Source organism: Variimorphobacter saccharofermentans (assembly GCF_014174405.1).
GTDB lineage: Bacteria > Bacillota > Clostridia > Lachnospirales > Lachnospiraceae > Mobilitalea > Mobilitalea saccharofermentans.
The window spans coordinates 4,127,139-4,147,987 of sequence record NZ_JACEGA010000001.1 but is presented as its reverse complement, the minus strand read 5'-3'; the positions used below and the strand labels follow the sequence as shown (position 1 = coordinate 4,147,987).

Annotated in this window: 20 protein-coding genes and 1 tRNA gene; 3 read left to right on the top strand and 18 right to left on the bottom strand. The window is 35.0% G+C overall.

Annotation, left to right across the window (positions count from 1 at the left end):
• A partial coding sequence (locus tag H0486_RS18125) for a flavodoxin family protein (protein WP_228354323.1) occupies nucleotides 1–430 on the top strand: 430 nt, incomplete at its 5' end.
• Nucleotides 431–565: 135 nt separating this feature from the next.
• Nucleotides 566–1,987, top strand: coding sequence for a D-alanyl-D-alanine carboxypeptidase family protein (locus H0486_RS18120; RefSeq protein WP_228354322.1), 1,422 nt, complete (start codon nucleotides 566–568; stop codon nucleotides 1,985–1,987).
• Here the strand turns inward: H0486_RS18120 and H0486_RS18115 are convergent, their stop codons facing one another.
• From H0486_RS18115 to H0486_RS18065, 11 genes are all read right to left on the bottom strand, one after another.
• Nucleotides 1,988–2,665 (bottom strand): hypothetical protein, encoded by a 678-nt coding sequence (locus H0486_RS18115; protein ID WP_228354321.1) that lies wholly within the window; start codon nucleotides 2,663–2,665, stop codon nucleotides 1,988–1,990.
• 153 nt (nucleotides 2,666–2,818) lie between these two features.
• Nucleotides 2,819–4,213 carry a sensor histidine kinase gene (locus H0486_RS18110; RefSeq protein WP_228354320.1) on the bottom strand — a complete coding sequence of 465 codons (1,395 nt, stop codon included), beginning with the start codon at nucleotides 4,211–4,213 and terminating at the stop codon, nucleotides 2,819–2,821.
• 80 nt (nucleotides 4,214–4,293) lie between these two features.
• Nucleotides 4,294–4,974, bottom strand: coding sequence for a response regulator transcription factor (locus H0486_RS18105; protein ID WP_228354319.1), 681 nt, complete (start codon nucleotides 4,972–4,974; stop codon nucleotides 4,294–4,296).
• Nucleotides 4,975–4,990: 16 nt separating this feature from the next.
• Nucleotides 4,991–5,653: a phosphate signaling complex protein PhoU gene (gene phoU, locus H0486_RS18100; RefSeq protein ID WP_228354318.1), complete on the bottom strand. Its 663-nt coding sequence runs from the start codon at nucleotides 5,651–5,653 to the stop codon at nucleotides 4,991–4,993.
• 93 nt (nucleotides 5,654–5,746) lie between these two features.
• Complete coding sequence (pstB, locus tag H0486_RS18095; RefSeq protein ID WP_228354317.1) at nucleotides 5,747–6,505, bottom strand: phosphate ABC transporter ATP-binding protein PstB; 759 nt, start codon at nucleotides 6,503–6,505, stop codon at nucleotides 5,747–5,749.
• Between the two features lie 47 nt (nucleotides 6,506–6,552).
• Nucleotides 6,553–7,434 (bottom strand): phosphate ABC transporter permease PstA, encoded by an 882-nt coding sequence (gene pstA / locus H0486_RS18090; protein ID WP_228354316.1) that lies wholly within the window; start codon nucleotides 7,432–7,434, stop codon nucleotides 6,553–6,555.
• The gene (gene pstC / locus H0486_RS18085; RefSeq protein WP_228354315.1) at nucleotides 7,421–8,359 is read right to left on the bottom strand and encodes a phosphate ABC transporter permease subunit PstC; all 939 of its coding nucleotides are present in this window, start codon (nucleotides 8,357–8,359) and stop codon (nucleotides 7,421–7,423) included. The genes pstA and pstC overlap by 14 nt, the downstream gene beginning before the upstream one ends.
• A gap of 66 nt (nucleotides 8,360–8,425) precedes the next feature.
• Complete coding sequence (locus H0486_RS18080) at nucleotides 8,426–9,307, bottom strand: phosphate ABC transporter substrate-binding protein (RefSeq protein ID WP_228354314.1); 882 nt, start codon at nucleotides 9,305–9,307, stop codon at nucleotides 8,426–8,428.
• A 266-nt stretch (nucleotides 9,308–9,573) separates the two neighbouring features.
• Nucleotides 9,574–9,647, bottom strand: a tRNA-Arg gene (locus H0486_RS18075).
• A 55-nt stretch (nucleotides 9,648–9,702) separates the two neighbouring features.
• Nucleotides 9,703–10,596, bottom strand: a complete 894-nt coding sequence (locus H0486_RS18070) for a DUF3881 family protein (RefSeq protein ID WP_228354313.1) — start codon at nucleotides 10,594–10,596, stop codon at nucleotides 9,703–9,705.
• A gap of 255 nt (nucleotides 10,597–10,851) precedes the next feature.
• Entirely contained in the window at nucleotides 10,852–11,916 is a 1,065-nt protein-coding gene (locus H0486_RS18065) for an HD-GYP domain-containing protein (RefSeq protein ID WP_228354312.1), read from the bottom strand.
• Between the two features lie 358 nt (nucleotides 11,917–12,274).
• Here H0486_RS18065 and adhE point away from each other — a divergent pair, with 358 nt between their 5' ends.
• A complete protein-coding gene (adhE, locus tag H0486_RS18060) occupies nucleotides 12,275–14,893 on the top strand; it encodes a bifunctional acetaldehyde-CoA/alcohol dehydrogenase (protein ID WP_323163562.1) in 2,619 nt (872 codons plus the stop codon).
• A gap of 133 nt (nucleotides 14,894–15,026) precedes the next feature.
• Here adhE and H0486_RS18055 read toward each other — a convergent pair whose 3' ends face one another.
• The 7 genes from H0486_RS18055 to rsmG all read right to left on the bottom strand — a co-directional run bounded on the left by H0486_RS18055 (nucleotide 15,027) and on the right by rsmG (nucleotide 20,843).
• Nucleotides 15,027–15,539, bottom strand: a complete 513-nt coding sequence (locus H0486_RS18055) for a DUF4446 family protein (protein ID WP_228354310.1) — start codon at nucleotides 15,537–15,539, stop codon at nucleotides 15,027–15,029.
• 51 nt (nucleotides 15,540–15,590) lie between these two features.
• Nucleotides 15,591–16,469: a ParB/RepB/Spo0J family partition protein gene (locus tag H0486_RS18050; RefSeq protein ID WP_228354309.1), complete on the bottom strand. Its 879-nt coding sequence runs from the start codon at nucleotides 16,467–16,469 to the stop codon at nucleotides 15,591–15,593.
• 66 nt (nucleotides 16,470–16,535) lie between these two features.
• The gene (locus tag H0486_RS18045) at nucleotides 16,536–17,360 is read right to left on the bottom strand and encodes a ParA family protein (RefSeq protein WP_228354308.1); all 825 of its coding nucleotides are present in this window, start codon (nucleotides 17,358–17,360) and stop codon (nucleotides 16,536–16,538) included.
• A gap of 409 nt (nucleotides 17,361–17,769) precedes the next feature.
• Nucleotides 17,770–18,420 (bottom strand): response regulator, encoded by a 651-nt coding sequence (locus H0486_RS18040; RefSeq protein ID WP_228354307.1) that lies wholly within the window; start codon nucleotides 18,418–18,420, stop codon nucleotides 17,770–17,772.
• The gene (locus H0486_RS18035) at nucleotides 18,413–19,498 is read right to left on the bottom strand and encodes a sensor histidine kinase (protein ID WP_228354306.1); all 1,086 of its coding nucleotides are present in this window, start codon (nucleotides 19,496–19,498) and stop codon (nucleotides 18,413–18,415) included. The genes H0486_RS18040 and H0486_RS18035 overlap by 8 nt, the downstream gene beginning before the upstream one ends.
• Nucleotides 19,499–19,616: 118 nt before the next feature.
• Nucleotides 19,617–20,093, bottom strand: coding sequence for a GNAT family N-acetyltransferase (locus H0486_RS18030; protein ID WP_228354305.1), 477 nt, complete (start codon nucleotides 20,091–20,093; stop codon nucleotides 19,617–19,619).
• Between the two features lie 21 nt (nucleotides 20,094–20,114).
• Nucleotides 20,115–20,843: a 16S rRNA (guanine(527)-N(7))-methyltransferase RsmG gene (rsmG, locus tag H0486_RS18025; RefSeq protein ID WP_228354304.1), complete on the bottom strand. Its 729-nt coding sequence runs from the start codon at nucleotides 20,841–20,843 to the stop codon at nucleotides 20,115–20,117.
• Between the last annotated feature and the right edge of the window lie 6 nt (nucleotides 20,844–20,849).

Here is a 20,849-nt window from a genome sequence, read left to right as displayed (position 1 = left end):
AAAGCTTCAGGAGATTTCGAATAAGGTTTATGCAGCAGATGGTATCTTACTGGGAAGCCCTGTTTATTACGCTGGAATTGCAGGAACCATGAAAAGCTTCTTGGATCGTCTGTTTTATCCATCCCATGGCAGAATGAGGTTAAAGGTTGGCGCTTCTATTGCAATTCCTCGCCGTTCCGGTGGTGTAACTACCTTCGACCAGTTAAATAATTATTTTCTTATTTCTGAAATGATGATTGCTCCATCCTATTACTGGAATGTTATTCATGGTAATAAGCCAGGGGAAATTTCTGAAGATGCAGAGGGCATCTGCGTTCTGAAGAATCTGGCCAATAATATGGCTTGGATGCTTAACATAAAGCAATACGGGCAATCGGCTTATCCCTCTCCGGAACCGATTGAAAGAACCTGGACTAATTTTGTGCGATAACCAATTACGAAGGAATTCTCCGTTATTTATGGAAATATTCGTAATTTCTTATGTTTTTTATTTGCAATGCCTTTCTTCCTATAGTAAAATAAGAAAGGCATGATAAGTAGTTTTCTTTGTTTATTAGGAGGTTTTATGAAACGACTGGTATTATTAATAATAAGTACACTGATATTGCTCATATCCCCTGCTCTGTCTGCTGTTGCTGTATCTGCATCCACAACAGATACCTCTTCACAAGAAACTTCAGAACAGGAATGGCCTGAAGGACCCAGCGTTCATGCTGAAGCTGCGATTGTTATGGAGGCTTCCACCGGGCTTATTTTATATGAGAAAAATATCAATGAAACTTATTATCCAGCCAGCATAACAAAGATTATGACTGCTTTACTAGCCATAGAGAATTCCTCCATGGGAGATGTTGTTACTTTTTCTAAGTCCGCTGTCTTTGATGTAGATCTTGACAGCAGTCGTATTGGAATCGATGTAGGCGAGCAGCTTACCATACAACAATGCCTTTATGGAATGCTCCTTGAATCTGCCAATGAGGTTACCCATGCCGTTGCAGAATTTGTATCGGGAGACGTTGACAGTTTTGCTTCACTTATGAATGAGCGTGCAAAAAGCATCGGTTGCAAGAATACTCATTTTATGAATCCACATGGCCTTCCTGATGAGAATCACTATACAACGGCCTATGATATGGCTTTGATCACAAGGGAATCTATGAAAAATGAAGCGTTTCGTAAGATTTTTGCAACTCGCACTTATCAAATACCGCCTACAAACCTTCAATCAGAAACCAGATATCTTAGAAATCATCATAAATTTGTATTAAATCAAGGTTATACCTATGATGGTTGTATTGGTGGAAAAACCGGATATACCAGCGTTGCCAAATATACTTTGGTTTCTGTTGCAAAAAGAGGCGATTTAGAACTAATCTGCGTTATTATGAAGGATGATAGTAGTGCTCATCAATATACTGATACACAGAATTTATTTGACTTTGCATATGAGAACTTTTCCATATATCCGATTGCTGATATGGAGGATACCCAGACATCAAATGAATCTCCTCTATTTACAAAATATAATTCCCTGTTAAGCAAATCGAATACACCGATCATTACCGACGATAAAGGATATCTGGTATTACCAAATTCAGCGTCCCTTAAAGATGCACAGAGAGAGGTCGTTTTTTTCCCTGCGTCGGAACAGAAGGATAACGGCGTAATTGGTAAGATTTCTTATACCTATAATAATAAGTATGTGGGAGGAGCAGACATACTATATCATGGTGAGGACAAGCTTAAGTTAACTCCGGTTGAAACACAACAAAATAATCCCACTACTATTCCGGAGGAAACAACTGTGGAAAAAGCAGATAGTAGTCTGCGTCCGATTATCCTCGGAATTATAGTCGGATTATTCCTTATCATAATAACCCTATATTATATTTTAGTAGAGCGTCCACGCCTCAAGAGAAGAAATGCCTACTATAAGAAGAGAGCAAGACGACGCTCGTATCGTAACGATGAGTTTCTCGATTTATAATTATTGACCATAGGATTCGAAAAGGGCTGCTATTTCATCTTTTGTCAGCTCTTTATTCGGATCATTGTAAAGTGGAACTACAGAAGGTGCGACTTTATTCGCATCTTTCCCTACTTCTTTTTTACCATCAATTTTATGTTTATGATCCATTGCTACAACTTTGCTGGAAGCAATCTGATTGGCTACCTTTATAAATGCTTTTTTCAACTGTTCCGTGTTTTCTCTTTGATACTTTATTTCTAAATTAAGTGCCTTCTTCTGACCTTCCATATCCATAAGTTGTAACTCTGATATTTTATTCATCGCATTGCAATTGTTATTTTCTAAGGTATCCAATCGAAGCATCAGCTCTTCTAATTGTTTCTCAAGCATCTCTGTGTTTTTCTTTACTGCAGTATAGTTCTCTTTTTGTAAGTTTAAGAGCTCCTCATAACATTCATTCCATTTTTTTGATTCTTCTATATAAAGCTGTTCTATCTGTTTTTTCATTTCTTCCCGTTGATTCATAAACATACTTAGGATGGAATCTATCATAAGATAGCCGGTTATTAATACAACAATACCGATTCCTATTACGCTGATGAGATCCCCTTTCAACACAATAAAGCAGTAGGCTTCTGCCATCACTGCAATAATAAAACACAGACTGAATATTATAATGTTAAGTCTTTTCTTCATCCTTGAATGCTTCCTTTCGCTGATGCTTAACTTCTTATCTAGTACCTTTTTCCTATATTATATATCGACATATACCATAAATAAATTAATTTTTCAATAAATTTAACAAAAATCTTATAAAAAACTTATTTTTTTTATGGTTTAATACCTTTTTTACTGTTCTCTCGGCAGATGGACCATAAATTTTGATCCTTCCATCACCTTGCTTTCCAGTTCGATAGATCCCCCATAATAATTTACAATATGCTTTACTATGGAAAGACCCAATCCGGTACCTCCTACTTTTTTACTTCTTCCCTTATCAACTCGATAAAAACGTTCAAAAATCCTTTGCTGCGCTTCCTTAGGAATACCAACACCGGTATCCTCCACTACAATTAGAATCTCTTTCCCTTCCGAACTTATTGTAACCTTGACCTTACCTCCAGGTTTATTATATTTAATAGCATTAATTATCAGATTATTAAACAATTCTCTCATTTGCTGTTCATTCGCCTTTATCACCAATGGACTGCATATTGTGCTAAGTGTGACCTGGTACTCCTTCGCTAAAGGTTCTAGGGAATTACATACCTCATTGAGCAGTGGGCTAATCCGGACATCCGAGAGTGTAACCTCTGCTTCTTTCGTTTCAAGTCTGGATATCATTAAAATATCTCCTATTAAGTTGGTCATGTTTTCGGCCTCTTTTTTAATTCTCTTTAAGAAATCCTTCCTCATATTATCATCATGGACCATATCACTTTCCAGAAGCTCAATATAGCCACAGATTGAAGTAAGTGGTGTTTTTAATTCATGGGAAGCATTTGAGAAAAACTCCTGACGAATCAGCTTTTCAAATTCAATTTGCTTCATGGATTCTTTCACAGACTTAGACATCTGCATTGTTGTCTCGGCAATGACATTCATTTCGTCGTACTCATATTTTCTAAAATGAAACTCAGGATCCTCCTCATTTAGTTTTAGCATTTCCTCAGCAATCTCATTTAATGGTTTTGTAACGGATCGAGAAAAACGCTCCGCTAGGATGATTGATATTAATAAGGTAATACCAATACTGGCTAGTATTGCCGGAATTAATATCCCTATATATTCCTCAGCCCCGGAAAAAGGTACTGCCATACGTAGAATATAGTTTTCCTCCTTCGATATACAGGCAACATAAAGCATGGATATAGAGACCGTATCCGATTTTCTAATAGCATAACCGACTCGGTTTTTTATAGCTTCCTTGATCTCTTCCCTGTCACTATGATTTTCCATGATGGTGCTGTCATTGACATCACTATCTGCAACAACATTACCATGAAGATCAATTACTGTAAAGCGGGATACTTCATTTCCTTTGATATCTTTCAGTCTTCGTACTTGTTCTTTTATATCTCCTGAATAATCAAACCCATAATCCGCTATACGAATTGAGTAAAGCATATCATTCTCCGTCCTATCCAATATAATATTACTGATTACCGCACCAAAAATACTGCCGCTTAAAATAAGCGCCAGCGATAACACCAGTATAAATCTCTGGAATATGGCTTTCTTCATTCTAGTCTCCTGTGAATCATCAATTCTAAATCTGCGACACATGCTATCAAGGGCTATCGTGTATCCTATAGAACTATACCTTAATTTTTCACGAAGCGATATCCTACACTACGAATTGTTTTAATACATTCCGTACCAAGATCTCCTAGCTTTTGCCTTAGAGTACGAATATGGATATCCAATGTTCTGGATTCTCCATCATACTCATAACCCCAGATTTTATTTAATAGTTCATCTCGATTTACAACTCGAGAACTATTTTCCAGGAGGAATAGCAAGAGCTCATATTCTTTAAAGGTTAACTCAATCGGTATATCATCAACTGTAACCTCTCTTGTAAGCGTATTAATCAATAGATTCTTAACTTTTATAATATCTTTATTATCCTCTTTACTGGCTCTTCGTAATAAAGACCGAATTCTGGCTGCTAGCTCCAGCACGCCAAAAGGTTTGGTTATATAATCGTCCGCACCCACATCTAGACCCATTACCTTATCCAATTCCTTATCCTTGGCAGTCAGGCAGATGATCGGAACGTCCTCTAGTCTGGGGTCCTCTCTTAATAATCGGATTGCAGTCAGACCGTCCATACCGGGAAGCATTACATCGAAAATCGCCAAATCCGGCTTCTCATTCTTCATATCCAAGAGCGCCGGTTCTGCGGCTTCATATGTCTGTGTACTGTAGCCAAAGCCCTCCAACGCAACCTTAAGCAGCTCGCGGATATTTTCATCATCTTCAATTATATATATTTTTTCCATAGGAATGTCCTCCTATTTATAATATTCGGATATTGTTTACGGATCCTGTCTCATGAAATTCCGTCCACTCGCAAATATTTACTGCATGATCTCCAATTCGCTCAAAATACTTTGCTATCATCAAAATATCAACGCACTGATCAACATGCTCATTGGAGGTACGAAGCAAGTTTGCCACTTCCTCTTTAACCTTATCAAAGAGTTCATCAACCTTATCATCTCTTTTTATGATTTCTCTTGCTTCCTCAATATCTATATTTATAAATGCATTTACTGCGTCGTGTACCATGTTCTTTGCAACGGTCCCCATCTCCGGTATATGTTTTACAAGATTATAGACATGTTGTCTTTTTTCTCTGAGAATTAACTCCGCAATGTCCGCAGCATGATCTCCGATGCGCTCCATGTCAGTGACTACCTTCAGCGCTGTTGTAACTATTCTTAGATCCCGAGCTACAGGCTGTTGTTTTAAAATCAAACTGAGACATCTTGATTCAATCGCTTTTTCTATATCATTAATATTTCGATCGCCTTGAATAATTTCTCTCGCTAACTCTTCATTTTGGGTTTCAAATGCTTCCAGCGTTTTTTCTATTGCGGTCTCAATTAGCTGTCCCATTTCAGTTAAGTTATCTTTTAATTGCTGTAACTCATACTCAAAGCTTATCCTTGCTGTCATGAGATACCTCCATTCATCAATTATAATTATTAGGATTCTATATGTCAAATTATCCTTATTACTATCAGATTTATCAAATAGTTATTTATAATGTTAACCAAATCTACCGGTTATATAGTCCTCTGTACGTTTATCTGCCGGACGAGTGAACAGAATATCCGTGGGTGCATACTCTACCATTTCTCCGACCAAAAAGAAAGCAGTATAATCACTGATTCTGGCAGCCTGTTGCATGTTATGCGTTACGATAGCAACGGTATACTTTTCCTTCAGTTCTGACATTAAATCTTCTATTTTTAATGTTGAGATTGGATCAAGTGCTGATGTGGGTTCATCCATAAGAAGAACTTCTGGCTCCACTGCTAGTGCTCTTGCAATACATAGTCTTTGCTGTTGTCCACCGGAGAGTCCAAGAGCAGATTTTTTCAAACGATCCTTTACCTCTTCATACAATGCGGCTCCTCTCAGACTTTGCTCCACAATTTCATCCAGTCTAGATTTTGTCTTTATTCCATGAATTCTAGGACCATAAGCAATATTATCATAGATAGACATTGGAAATGGGTTTGGCTGTTGAAATACCATGCCGACTTTCTTTCGTAGTAATGTTGTGTCCACTTTGTCATCATATATATTCTCACCATCCAGTGTGACAAGACCTTCGATTTTTACTCCGGCAATCAGATCATTCATACGATTTAATGTTTTTAAGAAGGTCGATTTACCACAACCGGATGGGCCAATAAATGCTGTAATCGACTTCTCCTTTATGTTCATACTAATATTTTTCAACGCATGATTTGATCCGTAATACAGATTCAAATCCTTTGCAATAATTTTATTTTTTACCATACACACTCCCTGATTTATCTATTTATAGATATAAGCAATTGTTAATACTACTTGTTCACATTGAATTTTTTCGTTAAATACTTGGTTATAATATTTATACTAAAGACAATGACCAGTAAAACTAGTGCAATACCGAATGCAGTTTCATACTGGGCCTTTTCCATACTAAGAAACAACTGAATAGTTAATGTACCTCCTGGCTGAAGAATTTTTTGAAATAAACCTTCTCCGTACTGACCTAACCTAGGAAGAAGATAACCACTCCCTGCTGTGAAAAGCAATGCTGCGGATTCACCGACAATACGTCCAATAGAGAGAATAATCCCGGTTATTATTCCTGGCATAGCTGAAGGAAGAAGTATAGTCCGAATCATATACCATTTAGTTGCTCCAATACCTAAAGCCCCATTTCGGTAGATACCGGGAACAGTCCTTAATGCCTCCTGAGTATTTCTTGTAATCAAAGGCAGCACCATAAGAGATAATGTAAATGCACCGGTTAATATGGAGTAGCCCAATTTTAACGTAATACCAAAAAACACATAACCAAATAGTCCATATATAATAGAAGGAATTCCTGCCAGTGTTTCTGTAGTAAACTCTATCAGACTGACCAGTTTTCCGGGTTTTGCATACTCATTTAGGTAGATTGCTCCTCCCACTCCAAAAGGAATTGCAATAACGAGCGTTATTAAAATCATATAAAGGGTATTAATAATATTTCCTGCAATTCCGGAAGTTCCCTTGATTGCACTCGGAACATTTGTAAGGAAGGTCCAATTTACAGCTGAGATACCACGTATACCCACATAGCTTACAATTCCGATCAGAAGCAAGATGGAAATGGATGAGCACAGATATATAATTACATGCATCAGCCCTTCGAGCGGTCTGCTTTTTCTTTCGTATATACTGTTAACTGTTAACATCTTCTATCCCTCCCTTCATTACTTTATTCAGAACCAAATTAATAAGCATAATAAACACGAACAGTACCAATCCTATTGTAAATAGCACTCTCTTATGGGTATCAGCTGCATAAGACATTTCATTTACAACCGCTGTTGTCAGAAACCTTACTGAGTGGAAGGGCAGAGGAAGATTGGCCCCATTACCAGCTACAAGGCTTATGGCCATCGCTTCCCCTATTGCTCTACCGACTCCAAGAACAATAGCTGTGATAATTCCTGATTTTGCTGCTGGAACAATTACTTTAAAGATAGTCTGAATATGAGATGCTCCTAATGCAAGAGAGGCCTGCTTATAGTGTGATGGAACAGCTCTTAATGCTGATTCGCTGATATTGATTACTGTTGGCAAGATCATAATGGCCAGGACCAATACCGCAGATATCAAATTTGATCCTCCGGTAAACTGATGATTTGGATTATCCTTGAACACTGCCATTTCCAATTGATATATCAATGGATTTAATATTAATATTCCAAGCAGACCAAAGATAACGGAGGGGATGCCAGCTAATAATTCAACCGCAGGCTTCACTAATGCTGAAAGTCTAGTCGGAGCTGTCTCTGCTAAAAAGACTGCTGTCATAACTCCGATCGGAACTCCTATCAGAACCGCTAAGATCGTACCAACAATTGAAGTTAAGATTACATATAATATTCCATACTGAGGTTCTGATGCTGTGGGTTTCCACACGGTACCAAGCAGAATATTCTTTAAACCTACTTCAAAGATAGCTGGTGTTCCTCCCACAATCATATAAATCGTTATTGATAGTACTGCCAGAACAGCAACAAAGGCACATATAACAAATAGAAAAGCGGCTGTTTTTTCGACTGTATTTTTTGTTTTATAGCTCCCAACTATGGAGATGCTCTTTTCACTCATATCGTTCTCCTTGTAATATGTTTCAATAATGGATAACAATTATTATTTGTGAAATAATCATAATTCTTAATCTACATTGATTAATCCTATCCTTCGAATCAATTCTTTTCCTTCTTCTGATTTAATAAATTCAAAAAATGCTTGAATCTCCAGCGTCTGATTAGAAATTTCACCCTTGGTAGCCATAATAAAGGGACGGCTTAATAAATAAGATCCTGCCTTAATCATTTCTTCAGTGGGCTCTGTTCCATCTATTTTTGCTACACTAACGGTATCATCCAATACATCTAAGGATACATATCCTACTGCTCCCGGTGTAGAGGCCACTTTCGCCATTACACCTCCTGTACTATTAATCTCATTGGAATACTTACACTTTTCTTCAATTCCGAGTAATTCTTCAAAGGCATCCCTTGTCCCTGAACCTGCTTCCCTTCCTATTACTACAATTGGCTGATTCTCGCCCCCAATTTTACTCCAATTGTTTATTTCTCCAGTAAAAATTTTCTTTAATTGATCCATTGAAATATCATTTTTGGAATTGGATTTATCTAAAATTACGGCAATACCATCAATTGCTACAATATTTTCAACTGCACCGTTGCTGATTTCAGTTTCCTTTAAATGTCTTGATGAATTTCCGATATTCACTGTGCTCGAAAGTACTGCTTCAATTCCAGCGCCTGATCCAATAAATTCTGCGGACACTAACATATCCGGATACTTCTCCATAAAGGCTTCCGATAAAGCATTTGCCAGTTTTTCCATTGAGGTTGAGCCGGCCATTGTTATCGTCCCGGCTATTTTTTTGATTTCAATTTCTTTCGAGTTATTTGAATGTTCAGGGGCATTATCCGGGTATTCATCTGATTTTGCACAGGAACTGAGGCTTCCTATCATAATCAATAGTAGCAGTAGTGAGATTATACCTATTATCACATTTTTCATTATTAATCATTCCTTTCTATAAGCTTGCATTCTCTAATTTCCTTGGCAACCTAATTGTTATCTTAATACAATAAGAAATTATCATTAATTTAAAAATACTGATACCATGTTTTTGTATATATTCTGTTAATTCGATGTAAATTGATATTATATTTGATACAAAGGCCTTCCATTATTTATAGCAGGTATTTATTTGTAAAATAAAAAGCGCTATTAAGTCTTACATCCCTGTAAGCTTAATAACGCTTTATTATGTGCTATTTTAACGTGCTTGACGGGATTCGAACCCACGACCTTCCGCTTAGGAGGCGGACGCTCTATCCTGCTGAGCTACAAGCACACTCACGCAACGTATTTATTCTACTATTTCCTTCATGCTAAGTCAATACTATTCATCAATCCTTTGTCTGCTCTGAAAAAGCGATGCTTCCCTGCATCCAGATGTTCCCCTTAAATCTTCTGCCTACAAGGGGCTCTCCTATTAAATCCTCTTTATTGATGCATACACGGAAGATGATATCGTTACATAATAGCTGTAAGTCATAAACCTCTTCCTTCGTATAGGAATTGGTTATGATATTGCAATCCGTAATGGTCGCAATGACACTATAGTTATCAGACTCTGATCCAAAGGGAATAAAGGATGTATCTACGATAGAATAAATGTCTTCCTTTTTAGCTCTTCTGGAAACCATAGCATAGGTATCAATATCATCGATTGTGAGACTATCAATGGCATCCTGGTTCCCTTTTTTAGCTTCCGCGATAAGATTATTTCGATATTTCGTTTCCGCACTAATATTTCTAACCTGAACTTCATTCATTTCAATCGGTAACAGAATCTTCCCCTCCAGAGATAACGCAGCCAGTGTAATATTAAACGGCGTATTCATGGGCATATTCTGATTTTTCTTCTCCAGGTATTCAATAACATTCTGTAAATAAAAAATAAGCGAAACACCAAGACGGTAATCATCACACATTCCGGTATAAGCCTCTGCATCTACTCTTTTATTGATACCCACTTCTTCTCTGGTGCTGACATTATGTCCGAGAACACAGGGAAAATAATGCTCCATATGAAAATTATTATTCTCATCCATTTCTCCACGAAGGGTAATACCGATCCCTTCACCGTATTCCATGGTAATTTCAGCCAGATTACCGGTATTATTCATTTGTATGATACGCTTCTTCGTAGCGTGTTCGGTTATATTATCGAATAGCTGATTTAACTCCATTCGATTATTTATATTGCTAAATCCTATTGCTCTTAAATAACTATGCATATTCTCACTTCCATTCATTACCGTTCTACTTTATATTCTACGTTCTCACGCATCATTTCATGTGATAATTATTTATATCATATTTTACCCTCTCTGGCAAGTGCCCATATAATAACAAGAAAGCTCTGACAAATAATAATAGAATTCTATCATTTGAACAGAGCTTTTGATTTTATCATCATCAACCAAGAATTTGCTTATTATGTAATTAATCCACAATAATTGTATGTTATCCACAAGGCATGGATGAATTGATTAATCTAATATGGTATCTCTTATAAATAAGGTAAGTTCTTTTGTTAAATCCTTTTCAACCCAGTCATCCGGCTTATTTCCATCCTTTGTCTGTATAATGCGAATTACCGGCCTGGTAGGGCATTGTGGATTCTGTCTTAATACAATTCCTATCTCATCTTGATTCGTTATTACTAAAGCGCCTGTCGGATACGCCGCTACGGAATCCACGAAAGCTTTTACAACGGAGAAATCAAACAGCACTCCGGCCTGGCTTACTATATAATCGATAGCATCATGCACCTTCATTTTTCTTGTTAAATTTCCATATACCCTGCTATCAAACTCATCACACACTGCTGCAATCTTACTTCCTATTTTAATACGTTCCTTTTTTAAGTGGAATGGATATCCTGAACCATCAATCCGTTCATGATGACTAATTATAATATCTTTCGATATCTTAGATAACCAATCCATTTTCTCAATTGCAGAGTATCCGTATATGATATGCTTCTTTATTTCTTTTTTTACTGTATCGTCACAATTCTCCAGTATTAAATTATGATAATCGATTGTAATATAGTTAAAACCAATGTCATGTAACAAGCATCCAATCGCAATATCCCTGATCTTAGCTTTCGGGAGTCTCAGCTTAAGGGCTAATATGACAGAGAGCGCACACACATTCAATGAATGAGAATAGGTACTTTCACTCTTATCACGTATACTTGATAGATTAAAGATTACCTCCGGATCCTTCATAATATCATAGATAATATCATCCGCAACAAATTTAATGTCTTCTAGTTCCGTATTACTGTTATAGGAATATTTTAATAATATTTCCCTAATTGCTTCCTGGCATTGATCCTTAATCTGCAACTCCAGACTGCTTGTTAAACTCACGCCTTTTGCCAAATCATCTTCTACATATATATATTCTATATCCAATTCCTTTAATCTCTTTACATATTCTCTTTTCACAATGGTTCCGGCCGTCATTAAGACAGAATCATTATTATTCATAATATCTTTTGCTAATAATTCATTTCCCTTAACCGAATCTACAGAAATAATTCTCATTATTATCACTTCCCTCTAATCGGCATCATTTATAAAAACTATCATCTCTTATTTAATACTTTTTTTCAATCATACTATGGCACTAATCTTGTAATAAAATGTCGATTTATGTATTATATGCTCGATCTTAGTAATTAATTACTAAATATTTGCTATTTTTACCCCTCGTTTTTATGCATCATTGTAGTCATTTTATCACAATACTATCCGCATTGTATATATTTTATATTTTTTTTTTAAAATCGGCTTTAATTTTGATTGTTATTTATTTAACAATTCTATTTACAAATAATATAAATTCTGCTATATTGAGTATACCCAATATGTTAAATTTTTAACGATATAAAGGAGGATGCTTATGTCAAAGAATGCACAACTCACACCTAAGGAACATGTAGATGCTTTAGTTAAGAATGCTCGTCAAGCTTTAAATGAGTTTTTATTATTAGATCAGGAAACGATTGACAATATTGTACATGAGATGGCTTTAGCTGGCCTTGCAAAACAACAGGTTCTGGCTAAGATGGCAGTAGAAGAGACAAAGCGTGGTATTTACGAAGATAAGATTACTAAAAATATATTTGCTACGGAATATGTTTGGCATTCTATTAAATATCAAAAAACGGTAGGTATTATTGAAGATAACGAAGAAGAGGATTATATGATCGTTGCTGAGCCTGTTGGCGTCGTAGCCGGTGTAACACCTGTTACAAATCCTACATCTACTACTATGTTTAAATGTTTAACCTGTATTAAAACGAGAAATCCCATTGTGTTTGGTTTTCATCCTAGCGCTCAGCAGTGTTCAGTGGAGGCTGCAAAAACATTATATGAAGCTGCAGTAAAAGCTGGTGCTCCTAAGAACTGTATCCAGTGGATCGAGTATCCTTCTATAGATGCTACCAGAGAGCTTATGAATCATCCCGACGTTTCCATGATTTTAGCTACAGGTGGATCTGGTATGGTAAAACAAGCTTATTCCTGTGGTAAACCAGCACTCGGTGTGGGTCCAGGTAACGTTCCCTGCTTTATTGAAAAGACAGCAAACCTAAAACGCGCTGTAAATGACTTAGTTTTATCGAAATCCTTTGACAACGGTATGATCTGTGCTTCCGAACAGGCTGCCATTATTGATGCTCCTGTTTATGATGAAGTAGTAGAACTAATGAAGAAGGCTGGATGCTATTTTGCAACAAAGGAAGAAATAAAGCTTCTGGAGCCTGTTGTTATTAATCCTCAGAACGGAAATGTAAATCCCGCTATTGTTGGTCAATCACCCTTTGATATAGCAGCATTAGCAGGAATTAAGATCCCTCCTCAAACGAAGATTCTTTGTACTGAGTTAGATGGTGTTGGTCCTGAGTATCCATTATCCAAAGAAAAACTCTCACCAGTTCTTGCTGTAATTAAAGCAAAGAATACAGAAGAAGGATTCCAGTTATGTGAGAAAATGATTGAACTTGGTGGTTTAGGACACTCTTCCGTAATCCATTCCACTGATAGTGAGGTTATTAATGTATTCTCCGCTAGAATGAGAACAGGACGTATCCTTGTAAATTCACCTTCCACTCATGGTGCTATCGGTGATTTGTACAATACAAATATGCCTTCCCTTACTTTAGGTTGTGGATCCTATGGTGGTAACTCTACTACTCACAATGTATCCGCAGTAGATTTAGTAAATTATAAACGTGTAGCAAAGAGGAGGGTAAATATGCAATGGTTTAAGGTTCCCAGCAAAATCTACTTTGAATCTGGTTCCATTTCCTATTTAGCGAAAATGCCTGAGATTTCAAAAGCATTTATTGTAACTGACCCTTCCATGACGAAACTTGGTTATGTAAGTAAAGTTTTATATCAGTTAAGAAAACGTACTGATTATGTTCATTGTGAGATCTTTGACCAGGTTGAACCAGATCCCAGCCTTGATACGATACTCAAGGGTGTGGATGCAATGACTAAGTTTAATCCAGATGTTATTATTGCACTTGGAGGCGGTTCTGCTATTGATGCTGCCAAAGGTATGTGGCTGTTCTTTGAGAATCCGGAAGCAGACTTCAAGAATATGTCTCTTAAGTTTTTAGATATTCGTAAGCGTGCTTATAAATTTCCTCAGTTAGGTAAGAAGTCTAAGTTTGTAGCAATACCTACTACTTCCGGTACTGGATCAGAAGTGACTTCCTTTGCTGTTATTTCAGATACCAAAGAGAATAAAAAATATCCTCTCGCTGACTACGAGTTAACTCCAGATGTAGCTATTATTGATCCTGATTTTGTAATGAGTGTACCAAAGCAATCTACCGCTTGGACCGGTATGGATGTTCTGACTCATGCATTTGAAGCTTATATTTCAGTGCTTGCTTCCGATTACACGGATGCTCTTGCAATTCACGCAATCGATATGGTATTCCGTTATTTAAGAGAATCCTACGATCAAGGAGCCAATAATCCTATAGCTCGGGAAAAAATGCACAATGCATCTACCATTGCTGGTATGGCATTTACAAATGCATTTTTAGGTATCAATCACTCACTTGCTCATAAGCTTGGTGGTGAATACCATATTCCTCATGGATGTGCAAATGCTATCTTGCTACCTCATGTGATTCGATATAATGGTGTAGAATGTCCGACTAAGTTTACCTCTTTCCCGAAATATGAAAGCTACATTGTTTCCGATAAGATCTTTGAGTTAATGAAGAAATTAGGTAAGAGTCCTAAGAACAATGCAGACGCCGTAGAAATGTTAGCAAAGGATGTGGAAGAATTAAATCGTCATCTAGGTATTCCAGCTACCCTAAAGGAGTATGGAATTGATGAGAAGCATTTCCTCAATAAGGTATCAGCCCTGGCTGATCTGGCATTTGGTGATCAGTGTACTACAGCAAATCCGAGACTTCCTCTCGTATCAGAATTAGAAGAGCTTTACCTGATTGCTTACTATGGCAGAGGAAACGTTCCAAAAAAGGTGAAATAAGTATAATTAATTCTTAAATTTTGAGTATCGTCCTCTAAAGTAAAGTTTATGTATAAAAAATAACACTGGGTTTTCAACACAATTTATAATGATACGTGATGAAAGCCCAGTGTTATTTTATAATTTTATTATTTTATGCCATATAATTATTACTATTTAAAGCCATTTCTAAGGCATTTTTTTCGTCTTCGGATAACTCCAAGAAGGATTCTCCATTAATAATTTCTTTAATATAGGTATAACATCCTTCCCTACTGCTATGAACAGAATTTAATAATATTCCATTATTTCTCTTATCCAACAATGCAAGTACAAAGCTTAATTTGCCACCCATTTCTTTAAATGCATCATACTTTACAACACCTACTTTTTGAATTGTAATCGTAAGATTTTCTTTGATTTTATCAATTTCTTTCTCTATATCTAATGTATCTTTCTTTAATTGATCAATATCTGCAAAGCGGGATAATATCTCCGATTCTAAATTCTCACCGGATTGACCTGTCATAAACTTTTTATACTTATTCTTTAATTTACTATTTTTTACATATAGAATAATTACTAAGAAGAATAGTAATATCGTAAATCCAGCAATTCCTATTACAATATAGGCAACGTTATCATTTATCAATTCTGTAAAGCTCATTCTCAATTCCTCCAACATATTTCCTGTATACTTAATAATATTTCTTTCGTTTTATTTCATGGCTTCAAACATATCGATTATTCGTTCAAGCTCTTCATTAGAATAGTACTCTATTTCTATCGTTCCTTTATTCTTCTTCTTTTTATGTATGGATACTTTTGTACCAATTATATTACGAATTCTCTCTTCAATATCTCGGTATATAAACTCATCTTCTATAGTAGCGGAAGCCTCCTTTATTGGCTTTTCTTTCAGAATCTGTTTTACCAATTTTTCTGTCTCTCTTACACTCAGCTTCTCGTCAAAGATTTTACATGCTGTATGATATTGCACATCTTTATTTTCTATGGATAATAATGCTCTTGCATGCCCACTGGATATCATATCGTCAATTAACATCTGCTGAATACGATCATCCAGCTTTAATAATCTCATAGAGTTTGTAATTGCAGTCCTACTCTTTGAAACTCTTTCTGCTACCTCATCCTGCTTTAAATGAAACTCTTCTATCAGTCTATGGTACGTCTGAGCTTCTTCTATTGGATTTAGATCCTCTCTTTGTATGTTTTCGATTAAAGCTATTTCAACAATCTCTTGTGGAGAATAATCTTTAATAATTGCTGGTACTTCTTTTAATCCTGCTAATCTTGCAGCTCTCCATCTTCTTTCACCTGCAATGATTTCATAATACTTTTCCCTTTTTTGTAGAATTAAGGGCTGTATAACCCCATATTGCTTTATTGAATCTGCAAGTTCTTGTAAAGCGTCTTCGTCAAATTTCTTTCTTGGTTGTGACTTATTTGGTTCTATATCACTAATATGAATTAATGTTTCACGTGAAACATTTTCATCACTCTTATCTGTGTTCTCTATAATTACTTCTGGAATCATAACATCAAGACCTTTACCTAATCCCTTTTTTACCGCCATAAATTTCTCTCCTTATACGTATTTCTTTCTCTCTCAACTTACTTTATAACACCAGAAAGTAGATTATTAATGTTTTTTCTTATTTCTATATTTAATTTCACTTATATCATTTTTCTCATACATCTCTGCATCATCTTTTTCAATTACTTCAATTGCTAACTGTCGATATCCCTCAGCACCAGCTGACTTAGGATCATACAAATTAATTGGTAATCCATGGCTAGGTGCCTCGGCTAAACGAACATTTCTTGGAATGATAGTCTTATATATGTTCTGCTTTAGATTTGATTTCACATTTTCTACTACTTGAAGTGAAAGGTTAGTTCTGGCATCAAACATAGTAAATACTACTCCCTCCATTTCAAGCCTCGGATTCAATCTCTGCTTTACAAGGTTTATAGTATGTATTAACTGAGTTAAACCTTCTAAAGCATAAAACTCGCATTGAATAGGCACTAAAACTGTATCCGCAGTAGTCATTGCATTTACTGTGAGTGTATTTAAGGATGGGGGACAGTCAATAAGAATAAAATCATAATCATCTCTTATTTTATCTACTTCCTTTTTTAATATGTACTCTCTACCTTCTATACCTATGAGTTCAATTTCGGCTCCTGCTAAATTTACATTGGAAGGTAGAACATCTAAGTTTTTTATTGCAGTATGAACCAGACACTCTTCTAAGGTACACTCTCCAATTATCATTTGATATACTGAATTCTTTAACTTATTCTTGTCAATACCAAGTCCACTTGAAGTATTTCCTTGCGGATCTATATCAATTGCTAAAACCTTGCGATTTCTTTCAGCTAAACATGCTGACAAATTAATCGCCGTAGTTGTTTTACCTACACCGCCTTTTTGATTTGCAATTGCGATAACTCTTGCCATATTTCTCCCCCTTCCATATTTGTAATTATTTCATCTCAGCTCATCATACATTTTCTAAGCTTACATAAAACTAATTATATCATTATTTATTTGTTATATCTAGTTGTATTTCATGAAATTATATTTATTTTCTACTCTATATTCTTATTTAGTATAAATTAATCTTACTTATTGATGATATAGACATTCATATACTTAAATGGCAGTTGATGATTTGCTATTTCTATTTATTTAAGTAATAACTATAAAAAATGAAATGTTTCACGTGAAACATTTCATTTTTTATTAATGTATTAAGTTTATTTCATTAATGTACGAACGACTCTTTTAATAGAATAAGTATTCTGACATAATTATTAAAATAAAGGAGATGTTTCTTCTGAGTACTTATCAATATTCATAGAAATTCCTAATATAATTCTACTAAGTTGTTCTTTATTGCATAGACCGCTGCCTGTGTTCTATCTGAAACACTTATTTTCTTAAAAATATTTGATACATGGTTTTTCACTGTTTTTTCACTTATAGCTAATGTATAGGCAATCTCTTTATTAAACAATCCTTCCGCCAATAACTTAAGAACCTCTACTTCCCTTTTTGTCAGAGAATTGTCTAATTCTGAACTATTATTTTTTTCGTCCAGCTTCATTTTCATAATTGGTGCTAATTCTGGTTGAATAAAAGTTTCACCCCTGTAGACTGCCTCGATTGCTTTTTTCAATACAGCGGAACTCGAATCTTTTAATACATATCCATCTACACCAATTTCAACAGCTCTTATTAAATACTCTACTTCATTATGAATTGTTAGTATTAGAACCTTTATTTTTCTCTTGGATTCTCTTATGTTCTGTAGAACCTGCAATCCATTCAATTCTGGCATATTAATATCAAGTAGTAGAACATCAATTTTATTTTCATCAAGTAGTTCAATACATTGTCTACCACTACTTGCTTCTTCACAAACTAAAATATCACCGTCTAATTCCAATAACTGTTTAATACCTTCTCTGACCATTGAATGATCATCTGCAATCATTACATTAATAGGTTTACTCATCCTTTTCCCCTCCAAGTGCTTTTAATGGTACATTAATAGTAATATTTGTTCCTTTTTCTTCTTCAGATAGAATTTCAATATTCCCTGATAAAAGTGCTATTCTTTCTTTCATAAAAGTTAAACCAAATTTGGAACATTGTATAATACTATTTGATGCTAATTTATTCATGTTAAATCCAATGCCATCATCTACAATTTTAATTAAGATATGATTTTCTTGATATTCTATATCTATATTTATATGAGATGCTTTTGCATGCTTTTTTACATTAGAGCAGGCTTCTTGAATTACTCTAAATAAAGTAAGTTTTATCACCGGATGAATATCGTATTTTTCTTCATTGGAATGTATGTTTATCTTAATATTACTCTGTTCCATTAATGATTGAGCATATCTTTCCACTGTAATAGTTAAGCCAAGATCGTCAAGTGACATTGGTTTTAAATTATATATTATTCCTCTCATATCACTGATAGTAGATTTTAAGGTACTTGACATCGTTAGTAATTCTAATTTTGCTCTTATGGTATCAATGTCAATTAATTTAACACATAATTCTGCTTTATGAACCATACCGGTCAAATTCTGTACAGTAGTATCATGAAGGTCTCTCGCAATTCTTTGTCTCTCAAATTCTTGAGCCTCTAATATATTGAGACCAATCTCTTCTATCTTATAATCCAATCTCGACTTAGACTCATTATTCTGCTGTTGATTGAAAGAATTTATTAGCTTTATAGTTTCTCTTAGTCCTTCAATCCTGTTTGTAAGGAACTCAATCTTCTTATTTATTTCAGAGATTTCATTTTGAATATTTTTAATGCCTTCTTGGACTATGCTTACATTACTGGTAACATTATTAATAGGAGAGAAGAGATCAATATTATAGTCATTCGTACGTTCTAACTCTTGTAGTTCTTGCTCTTTTATTTTTATACTATTACACTTTTCTTTCAAAGTATACTCAAGACCAAATAATTGCTCTCCATATTCAATTACTAATTCTTTAAGTAATTCAGTAGATGTTTGAATTTCGCTAACTTGATCTTTCTCACTATTCATATTGTTGTCACGCATATAACTACGTCCTTTCTTATATTGAGGCAACAAATATTCTGCTTTATTCTAAAACTACTACTACTATAATAATACAAAATTTGTTATTTTTAAAGTATTTTATGCATATTATTCTAAATTATTTCATTTTTTTTGCAAAATGGCATGAAATAATTACATTATTCTGCAATATATGCATATTTTCGTATTCATAATTAGATAAAATATCGTAGTTTTTAACAAAATCAAAACCAATCTTTTTAAAAAATTCACTTACATTCTCTGGAGCATATAATCTTACTTCTGATATTCCGGATGTAAACGCTTTATTCATTAACATTCGTACCGTAAAATCACCATACTTTTTACCTCTATAGTCCTTAATAACTGCAATTTGATCAATAATACATTTCTCTCCATCATATCGTATTCTTCCTGCTGCTACTGCAATGCTACTATTACCCTCTTCGTATACTATAACATGGATTGATTCATTATTATTCTCATAGACTTGATCTATTGAAATCATACCTAATTCATCTACTAATACTTGTTTTCGAATTCGATTAGAATCCGTCAAATCATCACCGTATGATAACAGCTTTCCTTGAATCATTTTCTCTACTCCGTTTCTTCTCTATAATGGTTCCTTCGTCGGTTTACCTGCACTTCTCGGATACTTATGAGGAGTAACTTTATTTTTGTGTATTAATATCATCGTTCTTCTCATGTCAGACCCAGGTAACTCAAATTCAGCTACACTCTCTACTTCAGCACCTAATATTTCGAAAGCCCTCTTGGATTGCAATAACTCTTCCTCAATTTTATCCGATTTATAAGAAATAAAGTAACCATTCCTCTTAACAAAAGGTAAACAATACTCTGATAAGGAAGATAGCTTTGCTACTGCTCTGGATACACATAAATCGAATTTTTCACGATATAGTATATCATGTCCCAAATCCTCTGCCCTGCCATGAATTGTTATGATATTCTTCAAACTTAGCTTGTTAATAACTTCATTTAAAAAAGTAATTCTTTTCTTTAGAGAATCTACTAATATCATATCCAACTCAGGAAATGCTATTTTAAGAGGAATTCCAGGAAATCCGGCACCTGTACCCATATCTAATACTTTCTGAGATAAAGGTTCATATACCTTAACCAGTGACAGACTATCAATAAAATGCTTTACTATTACCTCTTTCAAATCAGTAATTGCTGTCAGATTCATTACGTTATTCCATTCTATGAGTAACTCATAGTAATCAATAAACTGTTGCTTCTGCCGGTCGGTTAATGTAATACCTAAGTTATTTAATCCTTCCTCAAATATGTTCATTTCGGAATAATGATTGCAATTCATATTATC